The organism is Priestia sp. SRI_019 (genome assembly GCF_057586255.1).
Genome location: NZ_JBYCZN010000002.1, coordinates 1,215,858 through 1,231,393, shown reverse-complemented (window position 1 = coordinate 1,231,393; position 15,536 = coordinate 1,215,858). Strand labels below are relative to the sequence as shown.

Below are 15,536 nucleotides of genomic sequence, written 5' to 3'. Positions count from 1 at the left end.
ATGAAAATCGAAGATGCAGTTACTACATGGAAGCGGAGTAATAATGGACTTATACGTATTCATATTGAAGGAAAAGAATCCATACAGATTAATTCTTTTATCCAACAACGAGCAGCAAGTACAATCAAGCTGCTGCTTGCAATAGAAGCGTTTCGTCAAATTGATGCGGGCATCTTGGCTTTAACATCTGTCATTCAAAGAACGGAAAAAAACACGGTTGGCGGAGCAGGCGTACTTAGAGCTCTTCCGCGGTTAACATATATTAGAGTGGAAGAGCTGCTTACCCTTATGATAGTTGTTTCTGACAACATAGCTACAAATGAGCTCATTTCTTTAGTAGGATTTGAAAAAATTAACGAATGTGCTAAAAATCTAGGATTAAAGAAAACCGTTTTAAACCGCTATATGATGGACGAAATCGCTGTTGAAAAAGGGATTGATAATTATACGTGTGCCTCTGACGTAGTAAAGTGTCTAAGGGAAATATATGAAGGAAACCTTTTGCAAAAATCTAGTCGCGAAAAAATAATGAGAATGTTAAAAATACAGCAGTTTCAGCATAAGCTTCCAGCACGTATAGGGTCAGCGTTTCAAGCTGCGAATAAGACTGGAGAACTACAGGGAGCAGAACATGATAGTGCTATTCTCATGCGAGGTAACGAAACGTATTATGCCGTTGTTTTGATAGATGGACTAAGTGACAATGAACAGGGAAGGAGATTGATTGCTGATATTGGATACCTTCTGTCATCTAACATCTAAAAATCTTTTGACCATATACTTCAATAAGCGGGATTGGTTTGGTCTCTTTTATTTAATGTCTTCTATTAAAGAAAAACTAACATTTACTAATAATAAATGCTTGTCTTCTCAGATTTTAGCGAGACCGTTATTTGCTGTGCTGGATTTATGCTAGTAATAGATAAACATGTTCTTTTTCATAAAATCTTATGAAAAAATAATGATAAATCATTCATCCTATACCAACTTATTCATATTTTTTATATAATAGAATAATAGTATATATTTTAAACGAATAGTGAATGTCTATGCAAAGCAGCAAGGAGCATGAAATTATTCGATTCATAAATGGTGGTGTATGTATGGCAAACGAACATGTAATGATAGATATTATAAAAGCATTTAAACGCAATTCAACTGAATCCATTGCCATGGATTTAATTAAGGAAGTGCGAGGGACATTTAGTCCATTACCTAAATATATAGCGGATTTAATTGATGAGCTGAGAAAATTAAATTTAAAAGACGAAGTGATCAGTGTAATCTTGTATCAATCTGTATATGTGGCAGATCATCAATTTAATATTAAAGATACCATTACCAATCGTCAGTTTGTAAAAGATACGATTGAAATGGGCAGAAGATGGGTGCATCAGTACGGCCGAATTGAAACAGTAGAAGAAGCAATTCATATTGCAGAGCAAGTATCTACAAAAGAGGACTTGCCTCATCATTTGCAAACAGCAACAATTGACGAAAAAATTACGCTTGAGGTGCAGCTTGATCATCAAACGTATGAAATGTTAAAAAATATAGCAGTTTATTATGATCATCATTCCTATGAACAGTCAATGACTGTAGCAATTAATCGTTTATATACGCAGCTGCGCGATGCACAATCAAAAAATAGTTAAATGTCAAATCTCACATGTTCCGTGCACCATGTGAGATTTTTTAAGAGGTGAAAAAGGAGCAGATGAAAATGTCTTGCTCCATCATTCATCAAAAGGAGGGAGAACATTGATGAGGGTATATTTATCTCCTCTTCAGAAAAAAGATGCTTCTAAAGTTTTTGAATATTGGTCGGATGAAGAGGTTACTAGATATATGAACATTGAGCCCTTTACGACTCTTTATCAGGCGGAAAGCATGATTGCACTTCTCCAAAGTTTGACGAAAGAAGGGAAAGCAACACGCTATGCTATTCGATTAAAGACTTCCGATGAGATCATTGGAACCTGCGGTCTAAACCGTATTGATTATGTTAAAAAGCAAGCAGAGATAGGGTATGATTTAGGCAGACCTTTTTGGAAAAAAGGCCTCATGACAGAAGCACTCTGCCTTTTGCTAGAAAAAGCTTTTGAAGAGTTTCATATACAAGAAGTTGAAGCAAAAGTTGATCCTAATAATAAAGATTCAATTACTCTTTTAAAAACATTTTCGTTTCAACTAGAAGAGGCGTATGAGTCAGATGATTGTACTTGTTTATACACCGTCAACAAGGAAAAAGTGAGCGCAATGTTGTCAGGACGTTCAAAAGGTAAGAAGTAAATCAAGCATAAGTTCTTTTGAAATAGTAAATATTTTTAGGCCTTAACCGATAACAAAGAAAAGAACGAATTGAAGGAAGGTCATGAATGAATCATCATACACATTTACTAGAAGGGACGTACAATGAGTTACTCGTTACACTCTCTTTCCTTATCGCTATTACTGCGGCGTACGCTTCTTTTGGGTTAGCTAATCGTGTGAAAATTTCCCGGGCAAAATTTATTCAGTTTTGGTTAATCAGTGGGGCATTTACATTGGGAATAGGCATTTGGTCAATGCATTTTATCGCCATGCTTGCTTTTCACTTGCCCGTAGATGTTTCATATAATTTATGGTTTGTTCTTCTCTCAATCTTGGGAGCGATAACGGGATGTTATATAGGCCTCTACCTCATTCACAAACAAAAGAAAAGCATGAAGGCACTGACCATTGCAGGGAGCTTTATGGGAGCTGGAATTGTTTTTATGCACTATTTGGGCATGATGGCTATGGAGCCAATTATGATTTCATATGATCCATTTATCGTTTTTCTCTCTATTCTTATTGCTGTTGCTGCTTCTAATACAGCTTTGTGGCTTGGTTTTTATTCAAAGCTAAATGAAGGGAAGCTTACCGTTTTTGCTAAGGTTATTTGTTCTACTATTATGGGCATTGCTATTGCAGGTATGCACTATACGGGCATGCAGGCAGCTTCTTTTTCAGGAATGTCAATGTCTGAACACTCAAACGGTTTTGCCTTAAATCCAATATATTTATCCGTCGTTATTGTTTTTTTTATTGTCTGCCTATTTACGGCTGTGTTTTTAACCATTTTTATGGATCGACGCGTACAAAAACAAGAAGTTTTAAAATGGGCTTTTTTTGAATCCGCCCTGGATGCTATTTTGGTGATCGATGAAAAAAGACATGTTTTATCGCTCAATTATGCAGCGGAAACGCTTTTCTCTCTTAAAGCATCAGATATAATCGGGAGTAATGTTGTTAAGCTGCTGCCCTTCTATAAATTTTCTTCTCTACAAGATGGACGAACTGAGCACTCCCTTTTGATAAGTAATAGAGAAGTTACGGTTGAGATAACGGTGATGGCGGTAGGAATTGAAGAGGCGGTTGAGTATATGCTGTATATCCGCAATATGACGCAAGAGCGCGAAGCGGAAAAAACGTTGATTGAAGCAAAAAATCGCTATGAAAACTTGTTTTATTCCTCTCCATTGGCGATTATGGTCCATCGAGAAGAAGAGGTCGTGTCTGTGAATGATGCTATGATTCAGCTTTTAGGAGTAACGGAAGACCAGCTCGTTGGTAAATCGTTATATGATTTCTTTTCATCTGAACAAGTTCCTGATATTAAAAAAGGATTGAAGGCAGTAAAGGATAGAAAAGATGAGCCAAGATCTCCATTAGCTCAGTTGAAAATGTTTAATGCGTTAGGTAAGGAACTCTTCTTAGAAGTAAAATCTACGCTCATTCAAATTAATGGAGAGACGCTTTTTCAGACAGTAACTAGAGATGTAACGGAACAGAAAAAAGCTCAAGAATCGCTTCAATATATGGCTTTTCACGATATGCTAACAGATTTACCAAACCGCAGTATGTTTTCAAACATTGTAGAGAAATCTATTGATTCAGCAGCTGCTTCAGGAAAAAAGCTTCATTTCTTATTTTTAGACCTAGATCGTTTCAAACAGGTAAATGACACGCTTGGTCATCATGCTGGAGATCAGCTTATGCTTCAGGTTGTCGATCGAATGAAGAGCTGCCTAAGAAACCAAGATGTGCTTTCGCGTTTTGGAGGAGATGAGTTTTTAGTTTTACTGCATGATAGGACGGATGAAGAAGTGAAAAAAATCTGTCAATCATTAAATGACTGCTTATCCACTCCTTTTGTAGTGCTATCGAGAGATGTTTATTTAGGGGTAAGCATCGGAGTTAGTTTATTTCCTAAAGATGGAAATTTACTTGAAGTGCTAGTTCGCCATGCGGATTTAGCGATGTACGAAGTCAAAAAACAAGGGCGTAATCATTATCTGTTTTATCAAAAAGAAATGCAGGTTCATACTACGCGACGAATGAGAATTGAAGATGGTTTACGCAAGGCTTTTGAGCTGGGCGAAATGGAGCTTCACTATCAGCCGAAAGTCAATATTCAAAGTGGCCATATTGTTGGAGTGGAGGCTTTAATCCGGTGGACTCATGCCGAGATGGGCGTCATTTCTCCCGCAGAATTTATTCCGATTGCTGAAGAAACAGGCGTTATTGTTACACTGACGAAATGGGTATTAAAAAAAGCGTGCCATCAAAATAAGTATTGGCAGCTTCAAGGACTTCCTCCCTTAAAAATGAGTGTGAACATATCAAGCGTGGATTTTGGTACAATTGATTTTGTTGATTATGTGTTAGGTGTCTTGCGTGAAGTAGAGTTAGAATCACGATATTTAGAGCTTGAAATTACAGAAAGTGTTACGATGAAGCATGTTGAGCAAACAATCGAAAAGCTACAAATCTTAAAAGATGCAGGAGTATTTATTTCGATTGATGATTTTGGCTCAGGATACTCCTCGTTCAGCTATATTCAGAAGTTGCCTATTCATACGCTGAAAATTGATCGGTCTTTTATTAAAGATTTAGATCCTAATACAACGGAAGTGTCGATTGTCAGAGCCATTATTACACTAGCCAAAAGTTTACAGCTATCCGTCGTAGCAGAAGGTGTAGAAGAAGTTGAACAAGTAGAACTTCTTCATAAAGAAAAATGTGATGAAGTGCAGGGATACTATTTCTCCAAACCGATTTCAGCGGAGGAATTTTATGAGAAATTTCATAAAATCGAAGAAAAAATGGAATTTGTTCATTAATGTAAAAAGCCGTTCTTATTTAAAAGAACGGCTTTTAATTATTGGTTATTTCGATATACATAAGGGTCCTTTGGAGCCTGCTCACGCTTTACTTTTGTTACTTTCACAACAGGGATGGTTTTTTTGAACGGCTGGTAATACATTGTACTAATTTTTCCTGTAACCGTTGCCCAGTCATCATTTTTAAAAGTAATATCATCTGCAAACTCAATAAGCATTCCAAACACCCCTGAATCTGCAATACAATGAATAATACCAAAGCGAAAGAGAAAATACTGATTCTTTTTTAGCTCCTTCGTTTGATACATAAATCCTTTAAAAGAAATGGTTTTGCCACTGAATTGACCAGGATATCGGTAAATAGTCTCCATTGCATTAAAAAATTCCTCATCTTCTAAGTTGATATTTTCTCCTTTAGAAAACTTTTTAAGATCACGATGAATCATTTTATCATAGGCTTCTTCTCCGTAAAAAGAACTTGTGTCAGGCTGTAAAAATTGATGAGAAGAATAAGGATCTTTTTTGTCATAAATAGGAAAATGGAACCCTTTAGCTTCAACAATATTAGAATCAAGGGTTGCGACAGGTAAAAATAAGACAGTGAATACAGGTAAAATATAAATTGGGTACCATGCTCTTCGTTTCCATTTGCCATCTTGATGATTATGGGCGCATCCGCAGCTACAATCATCATCATGTTTTTTAGGGCCTATCATGTAAAAGATTAATTCTGCAATAGTCAAGAACCAAAGGACAAAGATGGTGCAAAATGAAATCCAGGAATATTTCATATTGATATATTTTGAGATATCCCCAGTTGCATGAAGGTGCATGAAGATGAACGTAAACCCTATTAAAATTAAAATACGAATCATGCCAAATTCATCCTTACTAATGAACAATTAAAATCGAAACAATAAGTACTAAAATGAAGACATACGCCAAAAGCGTAAAGACAAATTTAGTCTTAAACTGGCTTAGCCATCATCAGCGTATTCTTGATATCAAACATTGGACCGAATACCAAGAATGAAACAATAGCACTATCTGTAAACATACTGCGAAACGAGGAAGCGATAAACGCATCTGCAGAGGAACAAAGCGATAATACGTAGGCAAGTCCGATCATTACCGTATTTGATGAAACATTTCCTTGTCCCAATGAAAGTAAAGTAGAGGTCTTCACGAACGTTTGCATGCCGGCAGCAATTAATCCGCCAATAATTAAAAATTTCCCAACAGAAAAAAACTCATCAATAGTATGACGAATCGATTGTGAAACTTTCTCACTCATTTTCTTGGGGGAAGTATGCAAATGAACCTCACATTTTGTCTGAGGTGCTTTGAATTGAACACTTAAAATAAGACCTACAAGTAAGGAAACAATAAAAGCTACTCCTGCCCGATAAAACACTATTTTCCAATCATTTCCGAAAGCTACAAAGGTAGAAGATAAAACAACTGGATTAATAATAGGGCCTGTTAACATAAAAGGAATGGTAGCATAAAGAGGAACCCCTTTTGCCATTAAACGTCTAGTAATAGGCACAATTCCACATTCACAGGCTGGAAAAAGAGCTCCAATCACACTAGCTAATATGACAGCACCTATTTTATTTTGAGGAATAACTCGAGCCATCATTTCATCCGTTACAAAAATTTGAATAATTCCTGAAATGATTACGCCTAGTAATACAAAAGGAAGAGCTTCAATAAGAATACTAATAAATATAGTATTCATTTGTAATAGAGACGAATTCATTATTTTCACTCCAAAATTAAGTTTATCCAAAATGTATTAGTGCAATAAAGTTGGATTTGGTCAACTTGTACATAGTGTATGGTAAAAAGGGGAGGGAATAAAGCTTTTTCAAAAAGCAGTGAAAGGATTTTTTTGTTATTTATTCAAAATATGTCCCGTATTACGAGAAAACTATTGACTCATCTTGAATTAACAGATAACATTGATGATAATGATTATCAGCGTCAAAAAGAGTATATACATAGGAGGAAGCATTAAAATGAAGCAAGTTAAAAAGATTAGACTTCTCAGTATAGCTGCTATTGTTGCTATTTTATTTGTTCTAGCAGGATGCGGGTCAAATCAAAATTCGTCGAAAGAAAATTCAGATAATAACCAAAAGGTGTCTGTTCAGCATGAGCTTGGAAAAACGAAAGTTCCTAAAAATCCTAAAAAAGTAGTTGTTCTTGAACTATCATTTGTGGATGCTCTGCAAGGTTTAGGAATGAAGCCAGTAGGAATTGCAGATGACAACAAAAAAGATATGATTAAAAAACTTGTAGGTGGAAAGATTGACTATACTTCAGTAGGAACACGTCAACAGCCGAATTTAGAAGTAATTAGTTCCCTGCAGCCGGACTTAATTATCGCCGATGTGCAGCGTCATAAAGCAATTTATAAAGAATTAAACAAAATTGCACCTACAATCGAATTAAAAAGCCGTGAATCTACATATGAAGAAAATATAGACTCATTTAAAACAATTGCAAAAGCAGTAGGAAAAGAAAAAAAGGCAGAGCAGCGATTAAATGAGCATGAAGAAACAATTTCAAAATTAAAAAATGAGTTAAAAGAAGAAAGTGGTCAGACAGTCTTACCAGCAGTTGTCAGAGATACTTCTTTCCAAGCGCATACGTCCTCTTCTTATGACGGAGAATTTCTTGAAAAGCTAGGGTTGAAGAACGCTGTGCAGAACAAAGAAGCATATGCTGAAATGAATTTAGAGCAGCTGTCAGACATTAATCCAGATATTTTAATCCTAGCAAATAATGAAGGCAAACTTGTAACGGATGAATGGAAAAAAAATCCTCTTTGGGAAAATTTAGAAGCTGTTAAAAATGATAAAGTGTTTGTAGTAGACCGTGATTTATGGACAAGATTCCGAGGGGTGATTTCAGCTGAGGCAATTGGAAAAGATACGGTTAAGTTACTAAACAATAAGCAGCAGTAATATAGCGGAATCTGACAAAGAGGCGAGAATAGTTATTCTATTCTTGCTTCTATTTGTTTAGAAAAGAAAACTGTAGAAAGTGTGTTGGAAATGACAAACCTTGTCCAAAAGCAAAAAATAAATAAATACATTGTGTTGGTAGCTAGTGTTTGCTTGTTAATCATCGGAATGATTTTGCATGTCGCTGTGGGATCCTCTGCAGTTAGTTTTACAGAAGTAATTAAAGCAATTTTTGCTCCTGATGACTCTAAGCAGACAACGATCGTACAGACGCTCAGGTTGCCAAGAGCCGTGCTGGCAGCTCTTATTGGAGCCAGCTTGGCAGTTGCTGGAGCATTGATGCAAGCTATTACACGAAATTCGCTTGCTTCACCCCAAGTGTTTGGGGTGAACGCAGGTGCTTCGTTAGCGATTGTAATAGCTTTTATTCTATTTCCTGACCTTACCTCTCAATCAACTGTTTATATTGCCTTTTTAGGAGCAGCTTTAGGAGGAATAACGGTTTATTTGTTCGCATCGGGCGGAAAGACAACTCATGTGAAACTAGCACTTGCCGGAATGGCCGTGCATTTATTTTTATCGTCGCTTACTCAAGGAGTGATTGTGTTAAATGAACAAGCTACGGACGTTTTGTATTGGCTTGTAGGTTCTATTAACGGGAAAGACTGGACTCATGTGAAAATTTTGTTACCTTGGTCATTTCTAGGTCTTCTTCTAGCTTTTGTATCATCTCGTTCTATATCGATCCTAGTGTTAGGAGAGAATATGGCAACGGGTTTAGGTGAAAAGGTAAAATGGATTCGCTTTTTTGCAGGTATACTAGTCATTATGCTTGCAGGTGCATCTGTTGCCGTTGCGGGGCCAATTGGATTTGTAGGTCTCATTGTACCTCACATAGCTAGAAAATTAGTAGGAGGAGACTATCAGCGGATCCTGCCATTTTCAGCTCTATTAGGAGCTATCTTGCTTGTTTATGCCGATGTACTGTCTCGTTTCATTGCATATCCTTTTGAATCGCCAGTAGGTATCGTAACAGCTCTTATCGGAGCTCCTTTCTTTTTATATCTTGCTAGAAAAGGGAGGAATATTAAGCAATGAAAAGAAAACACCCTTATCAAATATTAAGTATCTTATTATTATGTTTAATCTTCACGGTTGTAATTAGCTTAGGAGTAGGAGCCGTTTATATTTCCCCTGCAGAAATCTTTCAGCAAATGGTAGGTAGTTCCCAAGGTAGTTCCTTTATTTTAACAAATTATCGCATTCCACGTACCCTCATTGCTATTGTGGTCGGTGCGGCTTTAGCGGTAGCAGGAGCTATTTTGCAAGGGATATTAAAAAACCCGCTTGCTTCTCCTGATGTTATCGGTGTAACAAAAGGAGCAGGGCTATTCGCCGTTTTTATCTTAATTGTATTTCCAGCTGCTTCTATGCTTCTGCTGCCGCTTTCAGCTTTTTTAGGAGCATCAGTCATCGCTGTTATACTTATGGTGTTTTCCTATTCTCAAGGAGCTAAAACTCATACGCTGGCTTTAGTGGGTGTAGCTTTAGGAGCTATTTGCCAGGCTGGAATTCAGTATTTTATGATTAAGTTTCCGGATGACGTGAATACAACTCTTCTTTGGCTTACAGGAAGCTTATGGGGAAGAGGCTGGAGTGAGCTTTTGATGTTAATTCCTTGCGTCGTACTTGTGCCTTTTATTATTATATTTGCATCTAAGCTCGATATTTTAAACTTAGGAGATGAGATTGCAGTTGGCCTAGGAGAGCGAACAAAGTACGTTCGTTATACACTATTGAGTATGGCTGTGATATTGACAGGATTATCTGTAGCTGTGGTTGGGTCAATTGGTTTTATTGGTTTAATTGCTCCTCATATTGGTAGGAGGCTAGTAGGAAGCCGTTCGAAGTTCTTGTTACCAGTTTCAGCAGCAGTAGGTGCTTTATTCCTGCTAATTGCTGACAGTTTAGGAAGAGGGGTTATGCCGCCCGTTGAGATTCCAGCTGGAATTGTAACATCTGTTATTGGTGCCCCTTATTTTCTATATTTACTGCGGCGTGAACAGAAAAAATAGGAGAAAGGAGGAAGAGTAATGACAAAGTTAACTGCGGAAAAACTTTCGCTATCATATGATTCAACTTCAGTTATTCGCGATATTGACCTTCACATTCCAGAAGGAAAGATAAGCATAATCATTGGATCGAATGGCTGCGGAAAATCAACAATCCTTCGTTCATTGGCGCGTTTATTGAAGCCAACAGAAGGAAGTATATATTTAAATGGAAAAGATATTCATCGTCATTCATCAAAAGAAGTAGCAAAAAAACTGGCTATTTTGCCTCAAGCTCCTGAAGCTCCTGAAGATTTAACAGTAAAAGAGCTGTGCTATTACGGTCGTCACCCTCATAAGGGCTTATTTGCTCGCTATTCTGCTGAAGATCATCAAATTGTAGAAGAGGCTTTACAGGCAACTAAACTGTCTAATTTAAGTCACCGCACACTGGATGCGCTCTCTGGAGGACAGCGTCAAAGGGCCTGGATTGCAATGGCATTAGCACAGGGTACGGAGCTTCTGCTTTTGGATGAGCCTACCACATATTTAGATTTAGCTCATCAGATTGAGGTGCTTGAACTTCTTCGTTCTTTAAACCAAAAGAGAAATTGTACAATTGTGATGGTCTTGCACGATTTAAACCAAGCAGCTCGCTATGCAGATCATTTAATCAGTATTTCAAACGGTCAGATTTACAAAGAAGGTTCTCCTGCTCAAGTATTTACAGAAGAAATGATAAGAGATGTGTTTAATTTATCATCAACTATCATTCAAAATCCGATTGATGGTTCACCTCTATGTATACCAACTGGAATCATAAAATAAACTGCACTTAAAAAAACAGCGTACTATTTTCCCATAGTACGCTGTTTTACATTTAAGGTCAGAGCTAACAGTTTATACAGTGCATAGATTCCAAGGTACGCTCCGGTTAATAAAAAAGCTGAATTTAAAAAGATTGCATGAATGCTCGTCATAAAAACAGTATGGTTTTTTAAGATACGATAGATAGAAGCAGCGGCTATATTTCCAAATACTAGCGCTGAAAGAAGGGCTAGCGTATTAAAAACTAGTTCTGCTCCTTTCCACTTTAGTGAGAAAAAAAGCATGATAATAGGAATAATGATACTTCCAGAAACCAATAGAAAAATCAATGGACCATCTCCAATACGTTATCTTATTACAGTTACATAAGATAATGTTTTTGCTTATTTTTAGATAGTCTTCCCTTTTTATAGTCTGTTAAGCTTTTTTCTTCCATTTTTTACTTATATAAAAAAGCAAAAAAATGGATAAAACCACTAAAATGATTTTGCCTTGCATAGATCCGTATGAAATATGATAAACCGAATAAACTTCAATAAAAAGCGCTGGAATTTTTCCAAGTGCGCTAGCAGAAATGAATACCGCAAAGGAGCCTTTTCCTACAGCGCTGAAGAATGTAATGAGGCCTGATGGAACAAAGGGAAGTAATCGCAAAGAAAGAATTAATATAAAACTCTCTTTCCCTTGTACGCGCAGCAGCTTTAGCCACTTGGAGTGAGAAGGTGTTTTGGTATGAACAAGTGTGCGGAACCCTTTCCGATACAGCCAAAAAGAGAGAGCTACACCTAAAACTTCTCCAATAAAAGAAAGTAAAAATCCGTTCCGAAAACCAAATAATTTTACGTTTACGAACGTAAGGGGTGCGCTTGGAAATACGCCTGTAATGCTGATAAGAATGTTCAAGAGAATGCTTATAAACCCAGCTGCTTCTAAATATTCAAGCAGAAATGTTTGAAGATAGTCAGTCATGGTTATACTCCTATTTATGTTTTACCTGTAGGGCTATTTTAGGTGATTTTCTACTATTATATAATTTTCGGCATGAAATAAGTAGGTAGGCAGTTTATAAAAAACAAAACAGGGTAACTACTTACTAATGAAAGATGACTTACTGATTTGAAGGGATGGACAACTCATGTTGAAATTTTTGCTTGTTATTGTAGTTATATTATTAATTATTATGATTTTTAAACGCTTTATCCGAAAATAAAAATGCTAACTAAGCAGCTCGTGAGATCTTTCTCACGAGCTCTTTTGCGGAGCTATTCAGTAGCTCAACAATACACTTTTTACCTGTGATGAATATCACTGCAGCTAGAGAAATGAAGGGGTAAGATAGAAATGGGAGGGAGGTATATGGAATTATTAGTCTATCTCAGCACTTATTTATCAGGAGGAGCTATCGCATTATGGCTAATTAATGCAGCATTTAATGGATTATTAAAATAACAGAGGGAGAGAAAATGAACGATTCTAAAGGTATATTTAACGATAAAGAAAGAAAGCTTGCTCGCTATTTGGGGACGTACACAACTGAGCAGATTTTAACTGAAGCAGGCATGTCTTCGTCTGCTGCGCTATATGAGTTGAAAAAAATAAGATTACCGCGGGCAGTTGCTAATACGATTGTTTATTACGTACTGGCAACAAATAATCAAAAGCTGGTTATGTACAAACTGCTCATGTTAGCTGGCGTTTGTAAAAAGCTTGGCATTCAAGATGCACAGGCAGCCCTCACTTTTATCAAAAAATATTACGTTTGTCATCAGCATTTACACTAAAAAGTACATCTGTCTGAGGGGGAAAAGAGATGAATATTGTCCCGTTTAAGCAGCGTTCATCTGAAAAAAATGATCAAGGCAGAGAACAGCCGTTTCAATGTTTCATTGAGGGAGATCGATTTCAGTTAGATTTGTATATGACATATTTATTTCATCGCTGCCATTCTAGCAGGTATAGATATAGCCGTGCTAACAGAAAGGGTAGGATGTAATGATAAGATACCAGTGGTAAGCGGCTTCATTTTTCCTGATGGAATAATGAAGCCGTTTGTTGTGTTAGAAAGAATGATTTACTATGATGTAGTTAATGATAAAAGAAAAAGGAAGGGAAGGAACGTAATGGATTTACATAAGTGGGAATATTGGATTTCAAAGCTCGAGCTTCAGCCTCATCCAGAAGGAGGGTTTTATAAACAAACCTATCGCTCCAATGATGAAATTTCTGATAAAGAAGTGTCATCGGAGTTTGATGATAAACGATTTCTATATACGAGTATTTACTTTTTATTAAGGTCTCAAGATGTATCGCATTTCCACCGGCTTCAATCAGATGAACTATGGTACTATCATGGGGGAAGCCCTTTAACCATTCATATTATTTACCGCGACGGAACCTATCAAGAAGTAAAACTAGGTACAAACTTAGAAAATGGAGAAGTTCCTCAATTTTTAGTTCCAAGAGATACGATTTTTGGTTCCTCTGTGGCAAATGAGAATACGTTTTCTCTCGTTGGATGCATGGTCGCACCAGGTTTTGATTTCCGTGACTTTGAATTATTCACAAAACAGCAGCTGCTTGATGAATTCCCCGAGCATGTTGTGATCATCGACAAATTAGGGTACGATAAATTGCCAAATGATTAAAAAGCATGCATCTCGGTTTGATGCATGCTTTTTTCATTTGAACCAGCCTTTTTCCTTAAAGCGAGTAATGGCTTCAATGCGGTTCTTTACTTCGAGTTTGTCCAGAATGGTAGAAATATAATTGCGCACCGTTCCAGTCTTAATAGATAGTTCGTCAGCAATTTCTTTTGTGTTTTTTCCATCAGCTACTAGAGCTAATACTTCTTTCTCTCTAGCTGTAAGGGGACTGGTAGATTCACTATATAAGTCATCCACTAATTCTGGAGCATAGAGGCGTCTGCCTGCCATCACGCTTCGAATGGAATTTGCGAGTTCTTCACTGGGGCTATCTTTTAGCAAGTATCCGCTTACGCCTGCTTTCAAAGCTCTTTGAAAATAGCCGGAGCGAGCGAACGTTGTCAAAATGATGACTTTGCAGTTTAAATCTTTCAGTTCCTCTGCAGCTTCAAGCCCAGTTTTAAGAGGCATCTCGATATCCATTACGCATATATCTGGCTGGTGCTGCTTAGCAAGTGATACCGCTTGTTCCCCATTTGAAGCTTTTCCGACAACTTCCATGTCATCTTCTAAATTTAACAAAGAGCCTAAAGCCCCTAACATCATTTGCTGATCTTCGGCAATAACAATTCGAATCATAATTGTTCCTCCTTAATATGTTTAACGATGTTTGGAACTGTAATATGAATAATCGTCCCCCCTTGACTGGAGATATCAAGATGGCCGTTTACAAACTCCAGCCGTTCTTTCATTCCTAAAAGACCGTTTCCTTTCCAGCAGGTTTTCTTCGTATTAATACCAACTCCATTGTCTTCTACCGTTATGCCTACTTCTTTTGCAGACTGATGTAAAGTAATCGTGCAAACGGTGGCTTGACTATGTTTGACCACATTGGTTACTGCTTCTTTTAAACACATGCTAAGAATATTTTCAATTAGCAACGACACATTCTCTAATGAAATGGCCTCTTCTCCTACAAACTTAATTTCGGCAGCTTCTAAAAGCTCTTGAACGCGTTTTAGTTCTTCACTAAGGCGGATTCCACGCATTTGAGAAACCATGTTTCTCACTTCATTAAGAGCCGTGCGCGCTGTTTGCTGGACATCTTTTAATTCTGATTTTGCTTTTTCAGGATCTTTTGTAATAAGTTTTCTTGCTAAATCACTTTTTAGACCGATAAGAGACAGCTTTTGTCCTAACGTATCGTGCAGATCGCGAGCTATCCGCTGGCGTTCTTCCTGTTTTACAAGCTCAGAAATACGTTTATTTGCATCTTCAAGCTGTTCTTCCAGCCGGTCTCGCTTCTTCCGATTATAAATGCTAAATGGCAGTACAATCACACTGATGGAAATTACAAAAATGAAAGGCAGCTGTTTTAAAAAGATCTCTTCTTGCATAACAACGTTAAAGTTTACCGAAATAACGGTGCTAATTAAATGAACAGCATACAAAGTGAAGAAAGCGAGCCGTTTTTGGATATTTCCAATAAAATAAGCGATAAAAAAAGCAAAGTAAAAGGCAAAGTAAATATAATTAAAAATAGTTGTCAGGGCTAAGGAAATAACGATTAACAAAGCCGTCCATACGTAAACGGACTTGCCTGTTGAAACAAACGCAAAACGATAGAAAATAAAAAATAAGATGGTGAGTAACGAACCAACAATAATGTGATTCATAGATGAAGACTGTAAAATAAAATAAAATGGTAGAATGACAAATACCGTCCATATGTAAGGAGATAGCCCAGTGATTTTTTGGAAAAACGTATATTTTTTCATAAAGAACCTCGTTTACTTGTTAAAATACACTATTAGTTTACCACAAAGTAGAACGAAATAAGTTTAGAGAGATAGATAAAACAGTCAAGCTTTTGAAAGCTTGACTGTTTTGTTTTAT

Annotated in this window: 15 protein-coding genes and 1 pseudogene; 10 read left to right on the top strand and 6 right to left on the bottom strand. The window is 36.9% G+C overall.

Features of this window, described 5'->3' with window-relative positions; genetic code table 11:
* The 4 genes from AC2YJL_RS16500 to AC2YJL_RS16485 all read left to right on the top strand — a co-directional run bounded on the left by AC2YJL_RS16500 (position 1) and on the right by AC2YJL_RS16485 (position 5,147).
* On the top strand, positions 1 to 762 hold the full coding sequence (locus tag AC2YJL_RS16500; protein ID WP_230932118.1) for a serine hydrolase: 762 nt from the start codon (positions 1 to 3) through the stop codon (positions 760 to 762).
* 341 nt (positions 763 to 1,103) lie between these two features.
* Entirely contained in the window at positions 1,104 to 1,655 is a 552-nt protein-coding gene (locus AC2YJL_RS16495) for a hypothetical protein (protein ID WP_013056190.1), read from the top strand.
* 109 nt (positions 1,656 to 1,764) lie between these two features.
* The gene (locus AC2YJL_RS16490; protein ID WP_195694972.1) at positions 1,765 to 2,292 is read left to right on the top strand and encodes a GNAT family N-acetyltransferase; all 528 of its coding nucleotides are present in this window, start codon (positions 1,765 to 1,767) and stop codon (positions 2,290 to 2,292) included.
* 86 nt (positions 2,293 to 2,378) lie between these two features.
* Positions 2,379 to 5,147: a bifunctional diguanylate cyclase/phosphodiesterase gene (locus AC2YJL_RS16485; protein WP_230932119.1), complete on the top strand. Its 2,769-nt coding sequence runs from the start codon at positions 2,379 to 2,381 to the stop codon at positions 5,145 to 5,147.
* Positions 5,148 to 5,185: 38 nt separating this feature from the next.
* Here the strand turns inward: AC2YJL_RS16485 and AC2YJL_RS16480 are convergent, their stop codons facing one another.
* Both AC2YJL_RS16480 and AC2YJL_RS16475 read right to left on the bottom strand, forming a co-directional pair.
* Positions 5,186 to 6,022 (bottom strand): TIGR03943 family putative permease subunit, encoded by an 837-nt coding sequence (locus AC2YJL_RS16480; protein WP_369360873.1) that lies wholly within the window; start codon positions 6,020 to 6,022, stop codon positions 5,186 to 5,188.
* Between the two features lie 16 nt (positions 6,023 to 6,038).
* Positions 6,039 to 6,909, bottom strand: a pseudogene (locus AC2YJL_RS16475) (permease).
* A gap of 259 nt (positions 6,910 to 7,168) precedes the next feature.
* Here AC2YJL_RS16475 and AC2YJL_RS16470 point away from each other — a divergent pair.
* The 4 genes from AC2YJL_RS16470 (at position 7,169) to AC2YJL_RS16455 (ending at position 10,998) form a co-directional block, all read left to right on the top strand.
* Positions 7,169 to 8,119 carry an ABC transporter substrate-binding protein gene (locus AC2YJL_RS16470; protein WP_195694968.1) on the top strand — a complete coding sequence of 317 codons (951 nt, stop codon included), beginning with the start codon at positions 7,169 to 7,171 and terminating at the stop codon, positions 8,117 to 8,119.
* A gap of 90 nt (positions 8,120 to 8,209) precedes the next feature.
* Complete coding sequence (locus tag AC2YJL_RS16465; protein ID WP_195694967.1) at positions 8,210 to 9,217, top strand: FecCD family ABC transporter permease; 1,008 nt, start codon at positions 8,210 to 8,212, stop codon at positions 9,215 to 9,217.
* Positions 9,214 to 10,194 (top strand): FecCD family ABC transporter permease, encoded by a 981-nt coding sequence (locus AC2YJL_RS16460; RefSeq protein WP_195694966.1) that lies wholly within the window; start codon positions 9,214 to 9,216, stop codon positions 10,192 to 10,194. The genes AC2YJL_RS16465 and AC2YJL_RS16460 overlap by 4 nt, the downstream gene beginning before the upstream one ends.
* Positions 10,195 to 10,212: 18 nt before the next feature.
* Positions 10,213 to 10,998 carry an ABC transporter ATP-binding protein gene (locus AC2YJL_RS16455; RefSeq protein WP_369360870.1) on the top strand — a complete coding sequence of 262 codons (786 nt, stop codon included), beginning with the start codon at positions 10,213 to 10,215 and terminating at the stop codon, positions 10,996 to 10,998.
* A gap of 23 nt (positions 10,999 to 11,021) precedes the next feature.
* Here AC2YJL_RS16455 and AC2YJL_RS16450 read toward each other — a convergent pair whose 3' ends face one another.
* On the bottom strand, positions 11,022 to 11,327 hold the full coding sequence (locus AC2YJL_RS16450; protein WP_195694964.1) for a transposase: 306 nt from the start codon (positions 11,325 to 11,327) through the stop codon (positions 11,022 to 11,024).
* Positions 11,328 to 11,415: 88 nt separating this feature from the next.
* Positions 11,416 to 11,967: a TVP38/TMEM64 family protein gene (locus AC2YJL_RS16445; protein ID WP_487374814.1), complete on the bottom strand. Its 552-nt coding sequence runs from the start codon at positions 11,965 to 11,967 to the stop codon at positions 11,416 to 11,418.
* Between the two features lie 494 nt (positions 11,968 to 12,461).
* Between AC2YJL_RS16445 and AC2YJL_RS16440 the strand changes: the two genes are divergently transcribed.
* Complete coding sequence (locus tag AC2YJL_RS16440; protein ID WP_195694962.1) at positions 12,462 to 12,779, top strand: hypothetical protein; 318 nt, start codon at positions 12,462 to 12,464, stop codon at positions 12,777 to 12,779.
* 339 nt (positions 12,780 to 13,118) lie between these two features.
* Positions 13,119 to 13,643 (top strand): cupin domain-containing protein, encoded by a 525-nt coding sequence (locus AC2YJL_RS16435; RefSeq protein ID WP_050690762.1) that lies wholly within the window; start codon positions 13,119 to 13,121, stop codon positions 13,641 to 13,643.
* Positions 13,644 to 13,676: 33 nt separating this feature from the next.
* On the opposite strand, the gene AC2YJL_RS16430 is transcribed toward AC2YJL_RS16435, so the two are convergent.
* Positions 13,677 to 14,279 carry a response regulator transcription factor gene (locus tag AC2YJL_RS16430; RefSeq protein WP_013056197.1) on the bottom strand — a complete coding sequence of 201 codons (603 nt, stop codon included), beginning with the start codon at positions 14,277 to 14,279 and terminating at the stop codon, positions 13,677 to 13,679.
* On the bottom strand, positions 14,276 to 15,418 hold the full coding sequence (locus AC2YJL_RS16425) for a sensor histidine kinase (RefSeq protein ID WP_025749309.1): 1,143 nt from the start codon (positions 15,416 to 15,418) through the stop codon (positions 14,276 to 14,278). The genes AC2YJL_RS16430 and AC2YJL_RS16425 overlap by 4 nt, the downstream gene beginning before the upstream one ends.
* Between the last annotated feature and the right edge of the window lie 118 nt (positions 15,419 to 15,536).